The organism is Achromobacter sp. SX5, from assembly GCF_056711425.1.
In genome coordinates this window covers 5,519,578-5,537,026 of record NZ_CM160041.1, presented here as the reverse complement: position 1 = coordinate 5,537,026, position 17,449 = coordinate 5,519,578, and the positions used below count along the sequence as shown (strand labels likewise).

The following is a 17,449-nucleotide window of genomic DNA, read 5'->3' as shown; positions in this document are numbered from 1 at the left end:
CGCGCGGCTGGTCCGCGCCCTGCAACCGAGCGCGACGGAACCTGAGTCCGCCGCGCGCTGTCTATGAGGGGGGTAGCCGATAGCGCGGCCCCCCTTTTTTCATGAATTCAGCCCGTACACATACCCGTCCCTCCCTGCGCACCCTGCCCGGCGATTTCTTCGAATTGCTGGGCTCGATGCGTTTTGCCGTCAGCCTGCTGATGTTCATCTGCGTGGCGAGCCTGGTGGGAACGGTGCTGCAGCAGAACCGCGCGTCCAGCAATTACATCGACCAGTTCGGCCCGTTCTGGTTCGAAGTGTTCGACAAGTTCTCGATCTGGCACGTCTACAACAGCTGGTGGTTCCTGCTGATCATGGCGTTCCTGGTCGTGTCGACCTCGGTCTGCCTGATCCGCAACGCGCCCAAGATGCTGCGCGACGCGCGTTCGTTTCGCGAGCACGTGCGCGTCGGCAGCCTGCGCGCCTTCCCCCACCGGGTGGAAACGGACGCCGCCACCGACGTGCCGCAGACCGCGGCCGGCCTGAAGAAGCTGCTGGGCGGGCTGGGATACGCGGTGCGCGAACGCCAGGACCAGGACGGCGTGCTGCTGGCGGCCAAGAAGGGCAGCGCCAACCGGCTGGGCTATGTGTTCGCGCACTCGGCGCTGGTCATCATCTGCATCGGCGGGCTGCTCGACAGCGAACTGCCGGTGCGGCTGCAGGTCATGTTCGGCGGCAAAAAGCCCATCGTCGAGAACATGCTGATCTCCGAGGTGCCCGAAAGCGGGCGCCTGTCGGTGAACAACCCGAGCTTTCGCGCCAGCGTGCTGGTGCCCGAGGGCAGCCAGGCCAGCACCGCGGTCGTGATGGTGGGCGACGGCGCCCTGGTGCAGCCCATGCCGTTCTCGCTCAGGCTCAAGAAGTTCGTGGTCGATTATTACTCGACCGGCATGCCCAGCCGCTTCGCGAGCGAGGTGGAGGTGACCGATCCCGACACCGGCAAGACCTTCGATTCCACCATCGAGGTCAACGAGCCGCTGCGTTTCAAGGGCATGACGGTCTACCAGTCCAGCTTCGACGACGGCGGCAGCACGGTGGTGCTGAAGGGCTACCCGCTGGTCGGTGCCGAGGCCACGCCTTTCGCGGTGGACGGCACCGTGGGCAAGAAATCCGAAGTAACCGCTCACACAGCGTCCGGCCCGCGCAGCATGGGCATCGAGATCACGGCCCTGCGGCCGATCAACGTCGAGGACCTGACCGGCGGCACGCCCAAGGGCGCGAACCAGAGCTTCGCCGAGCATGTGGCTTCGGTCTCGGGCAGCGCCGCCGGCAAGAAGAACGAAAACCTGCGCAACGTCGGTCCCAGCGTCGAATACAAGCTGATCGACGACGCCGGCCAGGCCCACGAATTCCAGAATTACATGCTGCCGGTCGAACTGGACGGCGCTTCCGTGTTCCTGGCCGGGGTGCGCAACAACGCCTCCGAGCCGTTCCGCTACCTGCGCATCCCCGCCGACGCCGACAGTTCCATCGGCGAATTCATGCGCCTGCGCGCCACGCTGGCCGATCCGGCCGCCCGCAAGGAGGCGGCGCGCCGCTTCGCCGAGCGCAACAGCCCGTCGGGCACGGATCGCCAGCCGCTGCAGACGGCCGCCGAACGCGCGCTGGACACCTTCGCCTCGGGCGGCCTGCAGGCCGTGGCGGCGTTCCTGCAGGCCAACACGCCGGCCCAGGACCTGGAGCGGGCCGCCGACGTGGTGATACGGCTGATCGGCGCCAGCATGAACGAGCTGCGCGCCGTCGAGCGCGAGCGCGCCGGCCTGCCGCCGGTGGCGGCTTCCGGCCCTGACGCCGAACAGGCCGCGGTCTGGTCGCGCCTGGCGGTGGCGGCGCTGTCGGACCTGACTGTTTATCCGGCGCCGGTGTTCCTGTCGCTGGCGGACTTCCAGCACGTGCAGGCCAGCGTGTTCCAGGTCAGCCGCACCCCCGGCAAGAACACGGTGTACCTGGGCAGCCTGCTGCTGGTGCTGGGCGTGTTCGCGATGTTCTATATTCGTGATCGCCGCATCTGGATCTGGATCAAGCCGCAAGACGGCGGCAGCAGCGTGCTGGCGGCCATGACGTCCCAGAAGCGTACACTGGACTTCAACCAGGAGTTCGAACGCTTCAAGCAGGCGCTGTTGCGCCACAAGAGGTCTTAAGGTTCCCTATGTCCACGACGACCACCACCCATTCCACGTCGCCGGACCTGCTCTGGCAGGACCAGCTGTCCGAAACCGGCGACAGCCGCGCGCGGCGCGGCCGGCCCGACTGGACCGACATCGTCTTCTTCCTGCTGCTGTCGGCGGGGGCGGCCTTCGCGCTGACCCGCTACAGCGGCGCGATGGACTACTACGAGAAGATCATCCTGTGCGGCACGGTGCCGGTGCTGGCCTGGATGGGCTGGCTGTGGCGTCCGCTGCGCCGGCTGATGGTGGCCTGTGCCATCGCCGCCGGGCTGGCCCTGATGCTGTACGGCAACGACCTGGCCCGCGCCGAGCAGGTGTTCTTCCTGAAATACCTGTTCTCTTCGCAATCCGCCATTCTGTGGATGTGCGCGCTGTTCGCGCTGGCCACGGTGTGCTACTGGATCGGGGTGTTCAGCCCTACCGCCGCCTGGCTCGGCACGGCCCTGACCTGGGGCGCGGTGTTCGCCGGCGTGACCGGCCTGCTGGTGCGCTGGCGCGAGGGTCACCTGATGGGCCCGGACCTGGGCCACATCCCGGTCAGCAACCTGTACGAAGTCTTCGTGCTGTTCGCGCTGATCACGGCGCTGTTCTACCTGTATTACGAACGCAAGTACGCCACGCGCGCGCTGGGCGGGTTCGTGCTGCTGGTGGTGACCTCGGCCGCCGTGTTCCTGCTGTGGTATTCGTTCACGCGCGACGCCGGGCAGATCCAGCCGCTGGTGCCGGCCTTGAAGAGCTGGTGGATGAAGCTGCACGTGCCGGCCAACTTCATCGGCTACGGCACGTTCTCGCTGGCCGCCATGGTGGGCTTCGCCTACCTGGTCAAGCAGCACGGGCAGACCACGTCCTGGGCCAAGCTGGCGCCGCTGTTCGTGCTGGGCGTGCTGCTGGCGGCCGAGCCCATGGTGTTCCGCACCGATGGCCTGTCGGCCACCTGGATGCTGTATTTCGGCGTGGGCGCGGTGATCGTGGGCGCCATCCTGCTGGGCCGCCGCCGCATCGCCGCGGTGCTGCCGTCGCTGGAGGTGCTGGACGACATCATGTATCGCGCCATCGCCATCGGCTTCGCGTTCTTCACCGTCGCCACCATCCTGGGCGCGCTGTGGGCGGCCGACGCCTGGGGCGCATACTGGCAGTGGGACCCCAAGGAGACCTGGGCGCTGATCGTCTGGCTCAACTACGCGGCCTGGCTGCACATGCGCCTGATCAAGGGCCTGCGCGGCACCATGGCGGCCTACTGGGCGCTGATGGGGCTGCTGATCACCGGGTTCGCGTTCCTGGGGGTGAACATGTTCCTGTCGGGGCTGCACTCGTACGGGGAGCTTTGACGGGTGCCGGCATTTGCGCTTGCCACGAAAATCGGCGGCTTGCGCCGCCTGATGGGTTCCGCGCGGTGAACGTTGGGGTTCTTGCTTAAGGACTCTGGCGCTGCACCCATCCTACAGCGTCGATTCCCCGCGTAGCAGGTCGTCCAGCGTTTCGCGCCGGCGCACCACGTAGTACTGGTCGCCGTCGACCATGACCTCGGCCGCGCGCGGGCGGGTGTTGTAGTTGCTGGCCATGGCCATGCTGTAGGCGCCGGCGGATTCCACGGCCAGCAGGTCGCCGGCCTCGATCGCGAGCTTGCGCTGCCTGGCCAGCCAGTCGGCGCTTTCGCAGACCGGGCCCACGATGTCGTAGAGGGTTGCTTCGCCGGCGCGCGGATGCACCGGGCGCACGCCGTGGAAGGCGTCGTACAGCGCCGGACGCAGCAGGTCGTTCATGGCGGCGTCGACGATGGCGAAATTGCGCGCCTCGGCATGCTTCAGGTATTGCACCGTCGTCAGCAGCACGCCGGCGTTGCCGACCAGCGAGCGGCCGGGCTCCAGCACCAGGTGCAGATGGCCCAGGCCGCGGGCCTGCAGGCGTTCGAAGACGGGGTCGAGCAGGGCGCGCGGCGAGGGCGGGGTTTCATCCGCGTAGCGGATGCCCAGCCCGCCGCCCAGGTCCAGGTGCCGGATCGCGATGCCGGCCTGCGCCAGCCGGTCGATCAGGTCCAGCAGCTTGTCCAGCGCGTCCAGGTAGGGGCCGATCTCGGTCAGCTGCGAGCCGATATGGCAGTCCACGCCCACGATTTCCAGCGCGGGCAGCGCCTGCGCGCTGCGATACACCGCCAGCGCCGATTCGATGGCGATGCCGAACTTGTTTTCTTTCAGGCCGGTGGAGATGTACGGGTGGGTCTGCGCGTCCACGTCGGGATTGACCCGCAGCGAAACCGGCGCGCGCGCGCCCATGTCCTGGGCGACCTGCGACAGCAGGCGCAGCTCGGCCTCGGATTCGACATTGAAGCACTTGACCCCGGCCGCCAGCGCGTCGCGCATCTCCCAGGCCTGCTTGCCCACGCCCGAAAACACGATGCGGGCCGGATCGGCGCCGACCGCCAGGGCGCGCTTGAGCTCGCCGCCCGAGACGATGTCGAAGCCCGCGCCCAGGCGCGCGAATTCCTTGAGCACGGCCAGGTTGGAATTGGCCTTCATGCCGTAGCAGACCAGCACCGGGCGCTGCCCGACGGCGCTGTGGTAGGCCTGCCAGGCGGCCTTGAGCGCGGCGCGCGAATATACGTACAACGGGGTGCCCAGCCGCTCGGCCAGGTGATCCAGCGGCACGTCCTCGGCGTAGAGGACGTTGTTGCGGAACTGGAAGTACGGATGGCCCGCCAGTTCCGGCTGCGCTGGAAACCGGGCGGTCATAGCACGGGGGGCGCCGGCGGGATCGGCACCGAGGGTTGCGGCTGGGAGTCGCGCGGCGGCTTGCCGTCGGGAGTCGGCATGTACAACGGCCCCTTGTACCCGCAGGCCGCCAGCATGCCGGTCGTCACGAGCGTGGCTACAATGCGAAGAGCCATGCGGCTGAATGCCAATTGGAACACTGGGAACTCCGTAATTCTTGCAGGCTCGATTATGACCGAAACCGAATTTCTTGCGTTGATCGACCAGGTGCTGGACAGCATCGAAAGCCAGGCCGATGACTGGGCGGCTTCGCTCGACGTCGATGTCGAAACCAGCCGCAGCGGCAATGTGCTGACCATGGTTTTCGAGGACAACACCCACGTCGTGGTGAACAGCCAGGCCGCCATGCAGGAGCTGTGGGTCGCCGCGCGCAGCGGCGGCTTCCACTACCGTTACGACGGCCTGCACTGGAACGATACCCGAGGCGGGCCGCAATTGCCGGATGCTTTGTCGCAAATCTGTTCCGCGGCCGCCGGCGTGCCGGTGACGATACGGCTGTAGGCGGGTAACCCCTGCGCGGCGGGGGCGGCTGGCGCCGCCCGATGGGTTCCGCGCGTTCGACGGTCGAGTTTTTGCGTAGACGGTCTCGCGCTGCACCCCTCCTATGGGCGCCGATCTTGTGGTCCATCCTTTAAAAAAAACCGGCCCCTTGGGCCGGTTTTTGCATTTGCGCGATCAGAACTGGATCTGTTGCGACCAGGGGGCGGGCTTCTGGGAGCCGACGCCCGGCGCGACCTTGATGCGGGTGTCCTCGTTGGTGCTGCCGTTCAGGCCGTTGAGGAACTCGCCCAGCGTGTCGGCCTCGGGCAGGCCCAGGCGCGCGACGGCCTGGCCCGGCGGGAATTCGGAGAAATAGAACTCGCCGTTTTCCACCAGCAGGCCATCGGGGCGGGGGCGCGGCTTCTCTTCGGGCACGCCCTTGAGCACGTCCTGCATGTAGTCGACCCAGATCGGCATGGCCACGCCGCCGCCGGTTTCGCGCGAGCCCAGCGACTTGGGCTGGTCGAAGCCCAGCCACGCGGTGGCGACCAGCGAGGGGGTGTAGCCCGAGAACCAGGCGTCCACGGATTCGTTGGTGGTGCCGGTCTTGCCGGCGATGTCGCTGCGCTTGAGCAGCGCGCGGGCGCGGGCGGCGGTGCCGTAGGTGGCCACGCCGCGCAGGATGTCGTCCATGACCCAGGCGGTGCGCGGGTCGATGGCGCGGGCCTGCTCGTCGCCGGCCACGACCGGCTTGGCCTGCATGATGACCTTGCCGCTGCTGTCGGTGACGCGGTCGATCAGGTAGGGCGTGACGCGGTAGCCGCCGTTGGCGAACACCGAGAACGCGCCGGCCAGCTGCAGCGGCGTGACCGAGCCCGCGCCCAGGGCCAGGGGCAGCACGGCCGGCTGGCGGGCCTTGTCGAAGCCGAAGCGGGTCAGGTAGTCCTGTGCGTATTGCGGGCCGATGGCCTGCAGGATACGGATCGACACCATGTTCTTGGATTTGTACAGGCCCTGGCGCAGGGTCAGCATGGGCTCGTACTGGTTGCCGTAGTTCTTCGGGTTCCAGGCCTTGGAGCCGGTCTGCTCGGCGGTCAGCATGAAGGGCTGGTCGGAGATCTGCGTGCCCGGGGTCAGGCCGCGCTCCAGCGAGGCGGCGTAGATGAACGGCTTGATGTTCGAGCCGGGCTGGCGCCAGGCCTGGGTCACGCGGTTGAAGTTGCCGCGATAGAAATCGAAGCCGCCCACCATGGCGCGGATGGCGCCGTCCTGCGGCGCCAGCGCCACGAAGGCCGCCTGCACCGAAGGCAGGTTGATGATTTCCCAGTTGTCGCCGAACTTGCGGATATAGACCACCGAGCCGCGCTTGATGCGCTGCTCGGGCTTGGCCTTGTCGTTGAGCGCGCGCGCCACCACGCCCAGCACCTTCTTGTCGGTGACCGTGATGATCTCGCGCGAGCTGCGCGCCAGTTTCACTTCGGTGGGGCTGGCCGACAGCACCACCGCGGTCAGCAGGTCGCCGCTGTCGCTGAACTTGTCGAACACGCCGTCCAGGAAATCGTCCAGCGCCTGCGGGTTGTTTTCGACGCCGGCCGGCAGTTCGAGCTGCTCTTCGGGACCCGGGTAGGGCGCGCGGCGGGTGTATTGCAGCACGCCTTCGCGCACGGCGCGGTAGGCCGCTTCCTGGTCCTTGGAGTGCACCGTGGTGTAGATATTGATGCCGCGCGAATAGACGTTGTCCTGGTACACGTTGTACAGCAGCTGGCGCGCCAGCTCGGCCACGTATTCGCCATGGATGGAATAGCCGCCGGCCGGCGTGCCTTCGGCCGACTTCATGACGATGGGCTGGGCCAGGGCCTGCTTGTATTCAGGCTCGGTCAGGTAGCCCAGCGAATGCATGCGGCTCAGCACGTAGCGCTGGCGCAGTTCGGCGCGGGGGCGGTTGGCGATCGGGTTGAAGCGCGAGGGCGCCTTGGGGATGCCGGCCAGCATGGCGGCCTCGGCCGGGGTCACCTCGGACAGGGGCTTGCCGAAATAGGTGCGCGAGGCGGCGGCGAAGCCGTAGGCGCGGTGGCCCAGGTAGATCTGGTTCATGTAGAGCTCCAGGATCTGGTCCTTGCTGAGCTCGGATTCGATCTTGAAGGTCAGCAGCAGCTCGTAGAACTTGCGCGAGTAGGTCTTTTCCGACGTCAGGTAGAAGTTGCGCGCCACCTGCATGGTGATGGTGCTGGCGCCCTGCGTCTTCGACATGTTGATCAGGTTGGTCAGGCCCGCGCGCACCACGCCGGCCCAGTCGATGCCGCCGTGCTGGTAGAAGCGGTCGTCCTCGGCGGCCAGCACCGCGGATTTCATGACGTCGGGAATCTCGTTGAAGCGCAGCACGTTGCGGCGCTCTTCGCCGAATTCGCCGATCAGCACCTTGTCCGCCGTGTAGACGCGCAGCGGCACCCGCGGGCGATAGTCCGTCATGGCGTGCAGGTCGGGCAGGTTGGGCCAGGCCAGCGCCAGCGCCATTCCCGCCAGCAGCACGCCGCACAGGAACAGGCCGGCACAGAAGATGCCGGTCTTGACGAAGAATCGCAGTATCGGGGAGCCGCTCTTGGAGGGCTTGTCTTTCTTGGAGGAATTCTGGGGCTTGCTCATCGCGGCGATTTTACGGGTATCTCCGGTCGGGGCTTAGCGCGGGGGACCGGTTTCTGTAACAAGATTGTGCAGTGTGGTGCGCGGGCAACTTGCGGGCAATGTGATAATGCCGGCATGAACGTTTCCGCTATCTCATGTCCGGAGGCTGCCCCGGACCCGGCGTCCCCCGGCGAGACGCCCGAAAATCCGCCTTGTGCCGCGGAGTGCGCAGGCGCGACCGCGTCGCTGCCGCACGATCTGCCCGTCTTCCTGGTGGGCATGATGGGCGCGGGCAAGACCACCATCGGCCGTGGCCTGGCGCGTGCGCTGGGGCGCGAGTTTGTGGATCTGGATCATGAGCTCGAGGCGCGTTGCGGCGTGCGGGTGCCGGTAATCTTCGAAATCGAAGGCGAAGCCGGTTTCCGTCGCCGGGAAGCTGCCGCCTTGGAAGAGTGTACCCAACGGCGCAACATTATTCTCGCCACCGGCGGCGGCGCCATCCTGGCGGCGGAAAACCGCCAGCGCCTGCACGAGCGCGGCATCGTGGTCTATCTGCGGGCCAGCGTGGACGAACTGTTCCGCCGCACCTGCCGCGACCGCAACCGTCCGCTGCTGGCCACCGCCGACCCGCGCGGCACCCTGCGCGAGTTGATGACGCTGCGCGAACCCCTTTACAAAGAAGTGGCCGACATGGTCGTGGAAACCGGCACCATGCCCGTCCACACCCTGGTCAAGGCCCTGCTGCCCCAACTGCAAGCCTTCGAGAAGCGCATATGAACGTAGTCGACGTCGAAACCCCGGGCGGGAGCTATCCCATCCATATCGGCCCGGGCCGCCTGGACGCCCTGGACCAGTGCATTCCGGCCGACGCCACCGCCATCGCCGTGGTGACCAATCCCACCGTGGCCGCCCTGTACGGCGAGCGCGCCGAAGCCGCGCTGGCCCGCAGCGGCAAGCGGGTGCTGCGCATCGAGCTGCCCGACGGCGAGGCCTACAAGGACTGGCAGTCGCTGAACCTGATCTTCGACGCGCTGCTGGCGCAGCGCCTGGACCGGCGCTGCGTGCTGGTGGCGCTGGGCGGCGGCGTGATCGGCGACATGACCGGCTTTGCCGCCGCGGTCTACATGCGCGGCGTGCGCTTCCTGCAGGTGCCCACGACGCTGCTGGCCCAGGTGGACTCCTCGGTCGGCGGCAAGACCGCCGTCAACCATCCGCTGGGCAAGAACATGATCGGCGCCTTCTACCAGCCGATCGCCGTCGAGATCGACACCGACGTGCTGGGCACGCTGCCGGCGCGCGAGGTATCGGCGGGCCTGGCCGAAGTCATCAAGTACGGGCTGATCCTGGACGCCGGCTTCTGGGCCTGGTGCGAGGAAAACGTGCAGAAGCTGCGCGCGCTGGACCCGGACGCCATCGCCTACGCCATCCGCCGCTCCTGCGAGCTGAAGGCGCAGGTGGTGGGCAAGGACGAACGCGAATCCGGGCTGCGCGCCATCCTGAACCTGGGCCACACCTTCGGCCACGCCATCGAATCGGGGCTGGGCTACGGCGCCTGGCTGCACGGCGAGGCGGTGGGCTGCGGCATGGTGCAGGCCGCCGAGCTTTCCGCCGACGTGGCCGGGTTCGACCGCGACGACGTGGCCCGCGTGCGCGCCCTGGTGGCCGCCATCGGCTGCCCGGCCGTGGCGCCGGACCTGGGCGCGGACCGGTGGCTGGAACTCATGCAGGTGGACAAGAAAACCGAGGGCGGCTCGATCCGCTACGTGCTCATGAACCGCATCGGCGCGGCCGTCATCCAGGCGGCGCCCGACGATGCCGTGCGCGCCGTGCTGGCCCGCACCACCCAATAACCGCGAGGAGGGCGGTGTTGCAGATGAAAGAACTGGCTTCCTATGCATCCCACCCGTCTCAATCGCGCGGACGGACCTATGCCGAGCCGCCGCCGGAAAACCGAACCGAATTCCAGCGCGACCGCGACCGCATCGTGCATTCGGGCGCTTTCCGGCGCCTGGAGTACAAGACCCAGGTCTTCGTCAACCACGAAGGCGACCTGTTCCGCACCCGGCTGACGCACAGCCTGGAAGTCGCGCAGATCGCGCGCACCCTGGCCCGCAGCCTGGGCCTGTCGGAAGACCTGACCGAAGCCATCTCGCTGGCCCACGACCTGGGCCATACGCCTTTCGGCCATGCCGGCCAGGACGAGCTGAACGCCTGCATGCGCGAACTGGCGCCCGAGGCCGGCGGCTTCGAGCACAACCTGCAGAGCCTGCGCGTGGTGGACGAGCTGGAGGAACGCTATGCGGACTTCAACGGCCTGAACCTGTGCTTCGAAACGCGCGAGGGCATCCTGAAGCATTGCTCGGCGGCTCACGCGCGCCAGCTGGGCGAAGTGGGCGAGCGCTTTCTCAACCGCACCCAGCCCTCGCTGGAAGCGCAGCTGGCCAATCTGGCCGACGAGATCGCCTACAACAACCACGACATCGACGACGGCCTGCGTTCCGGCCTGATCACGCTGGAGCAGCTGCAGGAGGTGTCGATCTTCGAGCGCCACCACGCCCACGTGCTGCTGCGCTATCCCGGCCTGGCGCCGCGCCGCGCGGTGGCCGAAACCATACGGCGGATGATCAACACGCTGATCGTCGACCTGACGCGCACCTCGCTGGCGCGCATCCGCGAATACGCGCCGGCCAGCGCCGACGATGTGCGCCGCGCCCCGCCGCTGGCGAGCTTTTCCGAAGAAATCCGGCGCGAGGCCGACCAGTTGAAGAAATTCCTGTTCGACAACCTGTACCGCCACTACCGCGTGCTGCGCATGACCACCAAGGCGCGCCGCATCGTGCGCGAACTGTTCGTCGCCTTCCTGGAAGATCCGCGCCTGCTGCCGCCCGACTACCGCCGCCCGGCGCCGGACCAGCAGCCCCGCGCCATCGCCGACTACATCGCCGGCATGACGGATCGCTACGCGATCCGGGAGCACCGGCGTTTGTTCGAGATGTCGTGACGGCGTATCACCGGTGCTTGCGGTACGGCTCGTCCTCGGGCACGAAGGTGGCTTCGGCGCGGGCTTCCTGCATCCACGACTGCATGGCGGGCAGGGCCAGCACGGCGTCCATGTAGTCGCGCACCGGGCCGGCGGCTGCGATGCCGTAGGTGGTGAAGCGCGACACCACGGGCGCGAAAAAGGCGTCGGCGATGGAGAACGCGCCGAACAGGAACGGCCCGCCGCGGCCGAATTCGGCGCGGGTGTCCTGCCAGAGGGCCTGCACGCGGGCGATGTCCTGGCGCGCGGCCTCGGGCAGGTCGATGCCGGGCAGATGGGCTTCGATGTTCATCGGCAGCGCCTGGCGCAGCGCGCCGAAGCCGCTGTGCATCTGGGCGGACAGCGAGCGCGCCCGGGCGCGGGCGCGCGCGTCCTGCGGCCACAGCTGCGCCTCGGGATGGCGTTCCGCCGCGTACTCGCAGATGGCCAGCGAATCCCAGACCGCGAAGTCGCCGTCCAGCAGCACGGGCACCAGGCCCGCCGGCGTGAGCGCGCCCAGGCGTTGCGCGAACGCCTCGGAGAACAATGCGAGCTTCTGCTCTTCGAAGGGGATGCCGGCGGCGCGCAGCGCGATCCACGGCCGCATGGACCAGGAAGAGTAGTTCTTGTTGGCGATGATCAGGGTGTACATGCCGCGGGTCCCCTTATGGGTTGAGAGTGGTCACGATTGTTGCGCGGTGCGGCGCAGCAGCTTGCCCAGGTACTGGCCGGTGTGGCTGGCCTCGGTGGCGGCGACCTCCTCGGGCGTGCCCTGGGCGACCACGCGGCCGCCGCCGTCGCCGCCCTCGGGGCCCATGTCGACGATCCAGTCGGCCGTCTTGATGACGTCCAGGTTGTGCTCGATGATGAGCACCGTGTTGCCGCTGTCGACCAGCTGGTTCAGCACCTGCAAAAGCAGCTCGATATCGCGGAAATGCAAGCCCGTGGTGGGCTCGTCCAGGATGTACAGCGTGCGCCCGGTGCTGCGGCGCGACAGTTCCTGCGACAGCTTCACGCGCTGCGCTTCGCCGCCGGACAGGGTGGTGGCGCTCTGGCCCAGCCGGATGTAGGACAGGCCCACGTCGATCAGCGTGTGCAGCTTGCGCGCGATGGCCGGCACGGACTCGAAGTATTCGAGCGCCTGCTCCACCGTCAGGTCCAGCACCTCGCTGATGTTGCGGCCGCGGTAGCGGATCTCCAGCGTCTCGCGGTTGTAGCGCTTGCCGTGGCAGACGTCGCAGGGCACGTACATGTCCGGCAGGAAGTGCATCTCCACCTTGACCACGCCGTCGCCCTGGCAGGCCTCGCAGCGCCCGCCCTTGACGTTGAAGCTGAAGCGGCCCGGATCGTAGCCGCGGGTGCGCGCCTCGGGCACGCCGGCGAAAAGCTCGCGGATGGGCGTGAACAGGCCCGTGTAGGTGGCCGGGTTGCTGCGCGGCGTGCGCCCGATGGGGCTCTGGTCCACGCTGATGATCTTGTCGAAATTCTCCAGTCCCTGCATCGAGGCGTAGGGGGCGGGCTCGCTTTGCGCGTGGTGCAGCTGGCGCGAGACGGCGACGGCCAGCGTGTCGTTGACCAGGGTGGACTTGCCCGATCCGGAAACCCCGGTCACGCAGACCAGGCGGCCCGCCGGGATGCGCAGGTCCACGTTCTTCAGGTTGTTGCCGGTGGCGCCCGACAGCACCAGCCAGGGCTGGTCGTCGCCGACCGGGCGGCGCTCGGGAATCGCGATGGCGCGCGCGCCGCTGAGGTACTGGCCGGTCAGCGAGGCCGGATCGCGCTGCACCGTGTCGGGGTCGCCCTGGGCCACCACTTCGCCGCCGTGCTCGCCGGCGCCCGGGCCCATGTCCACGACCCAGTCGGCCATGCGGATCATGTCCTCGTCGTGCTCGACCACGATGACGCTGTTGCCCAGGTCGCGCAGGTGCTGCAGGGTGCCGATGAGGCGGTCGTTGTCGCGCTGGTGCAGGCCGATGGAGGGCTCGTCCAGCACGTACATCACGCCGGTCAGGCCCGAGCCGATCTGGCTGGCCAGGCGGATGCGCTGCGCCTCGCCGCCCGAGATGGTGTCGGCGCTGCGGTCCAGCGACAGGTAGTTCAGCCCCACGTTGTTCAGAAAGCTCAGGCGCGCCTCGATCTCGCGCACGATGCGCTGCGCGATCTCCTGCTTGGCGCCGGTCAGGCTGAGCGCGCGGAACCACGCCAGGCAGGTCGACAGCGGCATGGCCTCGACCTCGTAGATGGCCTGGCCGTGGCGCTCGCCGCCGCGCGGGTCCTGGCCGATCAGTACGTTGCGCGCCTCGGGGCGCAGGCGCGAGCCGGCGCAGTCCGGGCAGGTCTTGATGTTGCGGTACTTGCCCAGCTCCTCGCGCACGGTGGCCGAATCGGTCTCGCGCCAGCGGCGTTCCAGGTTCGGGATCACGCCCTCGAACGTGTGGCGCTTGACCGTGCTGCGGCCTTTCTCGTTGAGGTAGAGAAACGAGATTTCCTCGTCGCCCGAGCCGTACAGCACCTTGTCGCGCAGCGCCTCGGGCAGCTCCTCGAAGGGCGTTTCGATGTCGAATTCGTAGTGCGCCGCCAGGCTGGTCAGAAGCGAGTGCGTGAACGCGTTGCGGCGGTCCCAGCCGCGGATGGCGCCGGCGGCCAGGCTCAGTTCGGGGAAGGCGACCACGCGCTTGGGGTCGAAGAAGCCGACTTGGCCGATGCCGTCGCAACTGGGGCAGGCGCCCATGGGATTGTTGAAGCTGAACAGGCGCGGCTCCAGCTCGGGCAGGCTGTGGCTGCAAACCGGGCAGGCGTAGCGGCTGGAGAAGACCTGTTCGCGCCCGCCGTCCATGTCCAGCGCCAGCGCGCGGCCGTCGGCCAGCTGCAGGGCGGTCTCGAAGCTCTCGGCCAGGCGCTGCTTGCTTTCGGGCCGGATGCGCAGGCGGTCGATGACGACGTCGATATCGTGCTTCTCGGTCTTCTTCAGCGGCGCCATGCCGTCGATTTCCATCATCTGGCCGTCGACGCGCAGGCGCACGTAGCCCTGCGCCTGCAGGCTGGCGCATTCGTCCTCGAAACTGCCTTTCTTGCCGCGTGCGATCGGCGCCAGCACCGCCAGCCGGGTCTCGGGCGCCCAGGCCAGCACCGCGTCCACCATCTGGCTGACGCTTTGCGCCTGCAGCGGCAGGCCGTGGTCCGGGCAATAGGGCGTGCCGACCCGCGCGTACAGCAGGCGCAGGTAGTCGTGGATTTCGGTGATGGTGCCGACGGTGGAGCGGGGGTTGTGCCCTGCGGCCTTCTGCTCGATCGAGATGGCCGGCGACAACCCCTCGATCAGGTCCACGTCCGGCTTGTCCATCAGCTGCAGGAACTGGCGGGCGTAGGCGGACAGGCTCTCCACGTAGCGCCGCTGGCCCTCGGCGTACAGGGTGTCGAACGCCAGGGAAGACTTGCCCGAGCCGGACAAGCCGGTCACGACCACCAGTTTGTGGCGCGGCAGGTCCAGCGAGACGTTCTTGAGATTGTGGGTGCGGGCACCCCGAATGCGTATCGCGTCCATCGGGCTCTTAAGCGGTTTCAAAGGCCAACTTGGTACTATAGCGCGCCGGCCCCCCTCGCGTTCCGGGCAGTCCTCCAGCCCTCGCAGGCCCCGGGGCCGGCGCCGCACCGCCAAATCAGACCGTGAGCGTATGACTCCCACGCGCGCGCATAGCCCCAGTCATTGTTGAAATTTCCGCATGCCGGCAGATAAAAAACTGAAATTGACTCCGTCCGAGCGCCGCGCCAGCGTGGCGCTGGCGGGCCTGTTCGCCGCGCGGATGCTGGGCTTGTTCCTGTTGCTGCCCGTGTTCGCCGTGGCCGCCAGCGGCATGCCGGGCGGCGACGACCCGGCCCGCGTCGGCCTGGCGCTGGGCATGTACGGCCTGACCCAGGCGTTCATGCAGATCCCGTTCGGCCTGGCGTCCGACCGCTGGGGGCGGCGTCCGGTGGTCCTGTTCGGCCTGCTGCTGTTCGTGATCGGCAGCGTCGTCTGCGCGCAGGCCCCGGACGTCTACTGGATCACCATCGGCCGCGCCATCCAGGGCGCCGGCGCGATCTCCGCGGCGGTCACCGCCTGGCTGGCGGACGCCACCCGCGACGAGGTGCGCACGCGCGCCATGGCCATGGTGGGCGGGTCGATCGGTCTGTCCTTCGCCGTGTCGCTGGTGCTCTCGCCCGTGCTGGTGGGCTGGTGGGGCCTGTCGGGCCTGTTCTGGACCATCGCCTGCCTGGGCGTCGTCTGTGTGGCCGTGGCGCGCTTCGTCGTGCCGGTGGTGCCGCGCACGCAGGCCCGCAGCATGCAGGCGGCCAGGCCGCGCGAGGTCCTGACCCACCGCGACCTGCTGCGCCTGAACTTCGGCGTGTTCGTGCTGCACCTGATCCAGGTGTCGCTGTTCGTGGTGGTGCCGGCGCTGCTGGCGCAGGCCGGCGGCCTGGACGCGCGCGACCTGTGGAAGGTCTATCTGCCGGTGATCCTGGTGTCCTTCGTGCTGATGGTGCCGGTGGTGTTCGTCGCCGAAAAACGCCGCGCCCACCGCGGCGCGCTGCGCGCGTCGGTGGCGGGGCTGATCGTGGTGTGCGCGCTGCTGCCGGCCGCCAGCCACGGCTTCTATACCCTGGCGATCGCGCTGACGGGCTTTTTCGTGGCGTTCAACGTGCTGGAGGCCCTGCAGCCTTCGCTGGTGTCGCGCGTGGCGCCGCAGGCCTACAAGGGCCTGGCGCTGGGCTTCTACAACACCGCCCAGGCCGCGGGCCTGTTCGCCGGCGGCGCGCTGGGCGGCTGGCTGGCCGCGCATTCCGGGGCCAGCGCGGTGTTCATCGCCGCGGCCGTGCTGTCGGCGCTGTGGCTGGCGGTCACCTGGGCGCTGCGGCCCCTGGCGTAAACCCTGGTGGGCGGCAAAGTCACGGATCTCGCGCCGAACGGCGTCCAACAGCGGGCAAATCCCGAAGCAACGGGGACGGTTTTGTCACTATTTCCGTTTGGCGCGCCGGACTCTTTTCGTCGATAATACATACCAATCCAAGGGCTTCACCCGGCGTCGCCGGTCATCGTAATGATGACCGGCGTGTTTCATGAAGCCGGTCTTCAACATCGCTTTTATGTTGTTGCCGGCGCGTCCGCGGCAACGCACAGGCGCAGGCTGTCAACAACAGAGGGACAACGGCATGGCATCGGTTAACAAAGTCATACTCGTGGGCAATCTGGGACGCGACCCGGAAGTCCGCTACAGCCCCGACGGGGCGGCAATCTGCAATATGTCCATTGCCACCACCTCCACCTGGAAAGACAAGGCTTCCGGCGAGCGCCGCGAAGAAACGGAATGGCACCGCGTGGTCATGTACAACCGCCTGGCCGAAATCGCCGGCGAATACCTGAAAAAAGGCCGCTCGGTCTACATCGAAGGCCGCCTCAAGACCCGCAAGTGGCAGGACAAGGAAACCGGCGCTGACCGCTACAGCACCGAAATCGTCGCCGACCAGATGCAGATGCTGGGCGGACGCGACGACAGCAGCGGCGGCGGCGCCAGCTACGGCGGTGGCGGCGGCTTCGACGAGGCCCCGCGCCAGCAGCGCGCCCCGGCGCAACGCCCGGCGCCCCAGCAGCGCCCGGCCCCCGCGGCGGCCCCGGCCAGCAGCGGCGCCAACCTGGCGGACATGGACGACGATATTCCGTTCTAAGCCGGGTGAATTCACGGCGGGTACAGGCCCGCGTCCCCTTGGGGGCGCGGGCTTTTTGTTTGTTGGCGGGGGTGTGAAATATTCAGTTTCACAAAACCGCTGGCGCTATCTACCTAGTAGTAGATAAGATTCATCCATCGACGCAGCACACCAACCGAATCCGCCGCCGTCGAAACCAGAAATACAGTAGTCCGTCTTTTTTATTTACTCAGTTATCTACCTATAAGTAGATAGTTTGTTTGAACAGCAACACCATCCTTATCCGGAGATTGACCATGAAGACCCTCGTATCCGCCCTGATCCTGTCCGCTTCCTTCATCGGCGCCGCCCAGGCCGGCGAACTGGACTATCCGCCCGCCCTGAACACGGAAAGCACGCTGACGCGCGCCCAGGTGCAGCAGGAGCTGGCCGCCGCCCGCGCCAATGGCGAGCTCGCGTTCGGCGAAGAAGGCTATGCCGCCACGACTTACGCCGCCCGCGCCGACAAGACCCGCGCCCAGGTGCGGCAGGAACTGGCCGCCGCCCGCGCGCAAGGCCTGACCGACAGCGCCGAACTGGCCTACCCGCCGGTGCAGGGCTGAGTTTTTTTCCCCAGTCATCTATCTATACATAGATAGCGTCATCCACACCGCTATCGCCGTACCGATCCA

General features: G+C 67.7%; 14 protein-coding genes. 9 read left to right on the top strand and 5 right to left on the bottom strand.

Annotation, left to right across the window (positions count from 1 at the left end; translation table 11 throughout):
* Nucleotides 1-101 precede the first annotated feature (101 nt).
* Nucleotides 102-2,180, top strand: a complete 2,079-nt coding sequence (locus tag AC1M14_RS25995) for a cytochrome c biogenesis protein ResB (RefSeq protein ID WP_181391043.1) — start codon at nt 102-104, stop codon at nt 2,178-2,180.
* A gap of 8 nt (nt 2,181-2,188) precedes the next feature.
* Nucleotides 2,189-3,535: a c-type cytochrome biogenesis protein CcsB gene (gene ccsB, locus AC1M14_RS25990; RefSeq protein ID WP_479730688.1), complete on the top strand. Its 1,347-nt coding sequence runs from the start codon at nt 2,189-2,191 to the stop codon at nt 3,533-3,535.
* A 111-nt stretch (nt 3,536-3,646) separates the two neighbouring features.
* On the opposite strand, the gene lysA is transcribed toward ccsB, so the two are convergent.
* Nucleotides 3,647-4,936, bottom strand: a complete 1,290-nt coding sequence (lysA, locus tag AC1M14_RS25985; protein ID WP_102775054.1) for a diaminopimelate decarboxylase — start codon at nt 4,934-4,936, stop codon at nt 3,647-3,649.
* Nucleotides 4,933-5,052: an LPS translocon maturation chaperone LptM gene (gene lptM, locus AC1M14_RS25980; RefSeq protein WP_246842544.1), complete on the bottom strand. Its 120-nt coding sequence runs from the start codon at nt 5,050-5,052 to the stop codon at nt 4,933-4,935. Before lptM ends, lysA begins: the two co-directional genes overlap by 4 nt.
* A 94-nt stretch (nt 5,053-5,146) precedes the next feature.
* On the opposite strand from lptM, the gene cyaY reads away from it, so the two are divergent.
* Nucleotides 5,147-5,476, top strand: coding sequence for an iron donor protein CyaY (gene cyaY, locus AC1M14_RS25975; RefSeq protein WP_043541608.1), 330 nt, complete (start codon nt 5,147-5,149; stop codon nt 5,474-5,476).
* Between the two features lie 174 nt (nt 5,477-5,650).
* Here the strand turns inward: cyaY and AC1M14_RS25970 are convergent, their stop codons facing one another.
* Nucleotides 5,651-8,098: a penicillin-binding protein 1A gene (locus AC1M14_RS25970; RefSeq protein ID WP_102775056.1), complete on the bottom strand. Its 2,448-nt coding sequence runs from the start codon at nt 8,096-8,098 to the stop codon at nt 5,651-5,653.
* A gap of 114 nt (nt 8,099-8,212) precedes the next feature.
* Here AC1M14_RS25970 and AC1M14_RS25965 point away from each other — a divergent pair, with 114 nt between their 5' ends.
* The 3 genes from AC1M14_RS25965 to AC1M14_RS25955 are packed head-to-tail and all read left to right on the top strand — an operon-like array spanning nt 8,213 to nt 11,078.
* Nucleotides 8,213-8,854, top strand: a complete 642-nt coding sequence (locus AC1M14_RS25965) for a shikimate kinase (protein WP_111826949.1) — start codon at nt 8,213-8,215, stop codon at nt 8,852-8,854.
* Nucleotides 8,851-9,927, top strand: coding sequence for a 3-dehydroquinate synthase (gene aroB / locus AC1M14_RS25960; RefSeq protein WP_102775057.1), 1,077 nt, complete (start codon nt 8,851-8,853; stop codon nt 9,925-9,927). The genes AC1M14_RS25965 and aroB overlap by 4 nt, the downstream gene beginning before the upstream one ends.
* Before the next feature lie 23 nt (nt 9,928-9,950).
* Nucleotides 9,951-11,078 carry a deoxyguanosinetriphosphate triphosphohydrolase gene (locus tag AC1M14_RS25955; RefSeq protein WP_102775370.1) on the top strand — a complete coding sequence of 376 codons (1,128 nt, stop codon included), beginning with the start codon at nt 9,951-9,953 and terminating at the stop codon, nt 11,076-11,078.
* Nucleotides 11,079-11,085: 7 nt separating this feature from the next.
* Here the strand turns inward: AC1M14_RS25955 and AC1M14_RS25950 are convergent, their stop codons facing one another.
* Both AC1M14_RS25950 and uvrA read right to left on the bottom strand, forming a co-directional pair.
* Nucleotides 11,086-11,748: a glutathione S-transferase family protein gene (locus AC1M14_RS25950; protein ID WP_111826948.1), complete on the bottom strand. Its 663-nt coding sequence runs from the start codon at nt 11,746-11,748 to the stop codon at nt 11,086-11,088.
* 30 nt (nt 11,749-11,778) lie between these two features.
* Entirely contained in the window at nt 11,779-14,640 is a 2,862-nt protein-coding gene (uvrA, locus tag AC1M14_RS25945) for an excinuclease ABC subunit UvrA (protein WP_209165907.1), read from the bottom strand.
* Nucleotides 14,641-14,818: 178 nt separating this feature from the next.
* On the opposite strand from uvrA, the gene AC1M14_RS25940 reads away from it, so the two are divergent.
* From AC1M14_RS25940 to AC1M14_RS25930, 3 genes are all read left to right on the top strand, one after another.
* On the top strand, nt 14,819-16,003 hold the full coding sequence (locus AC1M14_RS25940; RefSeq protein WP_102775060.1) for an MFS transporter: 1,185 nt from the start codon (nt 14,819-14,821) through the stop codon (nt 16,001-16,003).
* A gap of 283 nt (nt 16,004-16,286) precedes the next feature.
* Nucleotides 16,287-16,799, top strand: a complete 513-nt coding sequence (gene ssb, locus AC1M14_RS25935; RefSeq protein ID WP_102775061.1) for a single-stranded DNA-binding protein — start codon at nt 16,287-16,289, stop codon at nt 16,797-16,799.
* Nucleotides 16,800-17,074: 275 nt separating this feature from the next.
* Nucleotides 17,075-17,380: a DUF4148 domain-containing protein gene (locus AC1M14_RS25930; protein ID WP_479730687.1), complete on the top strand. Its 306-nt coding sequence runs from the start codon at nt 17,075-17,077 to the stop codon at nt 17,378-17,380.
* Nucleotides 17,381-17,449: the final 69 nt, after the last annotated feature.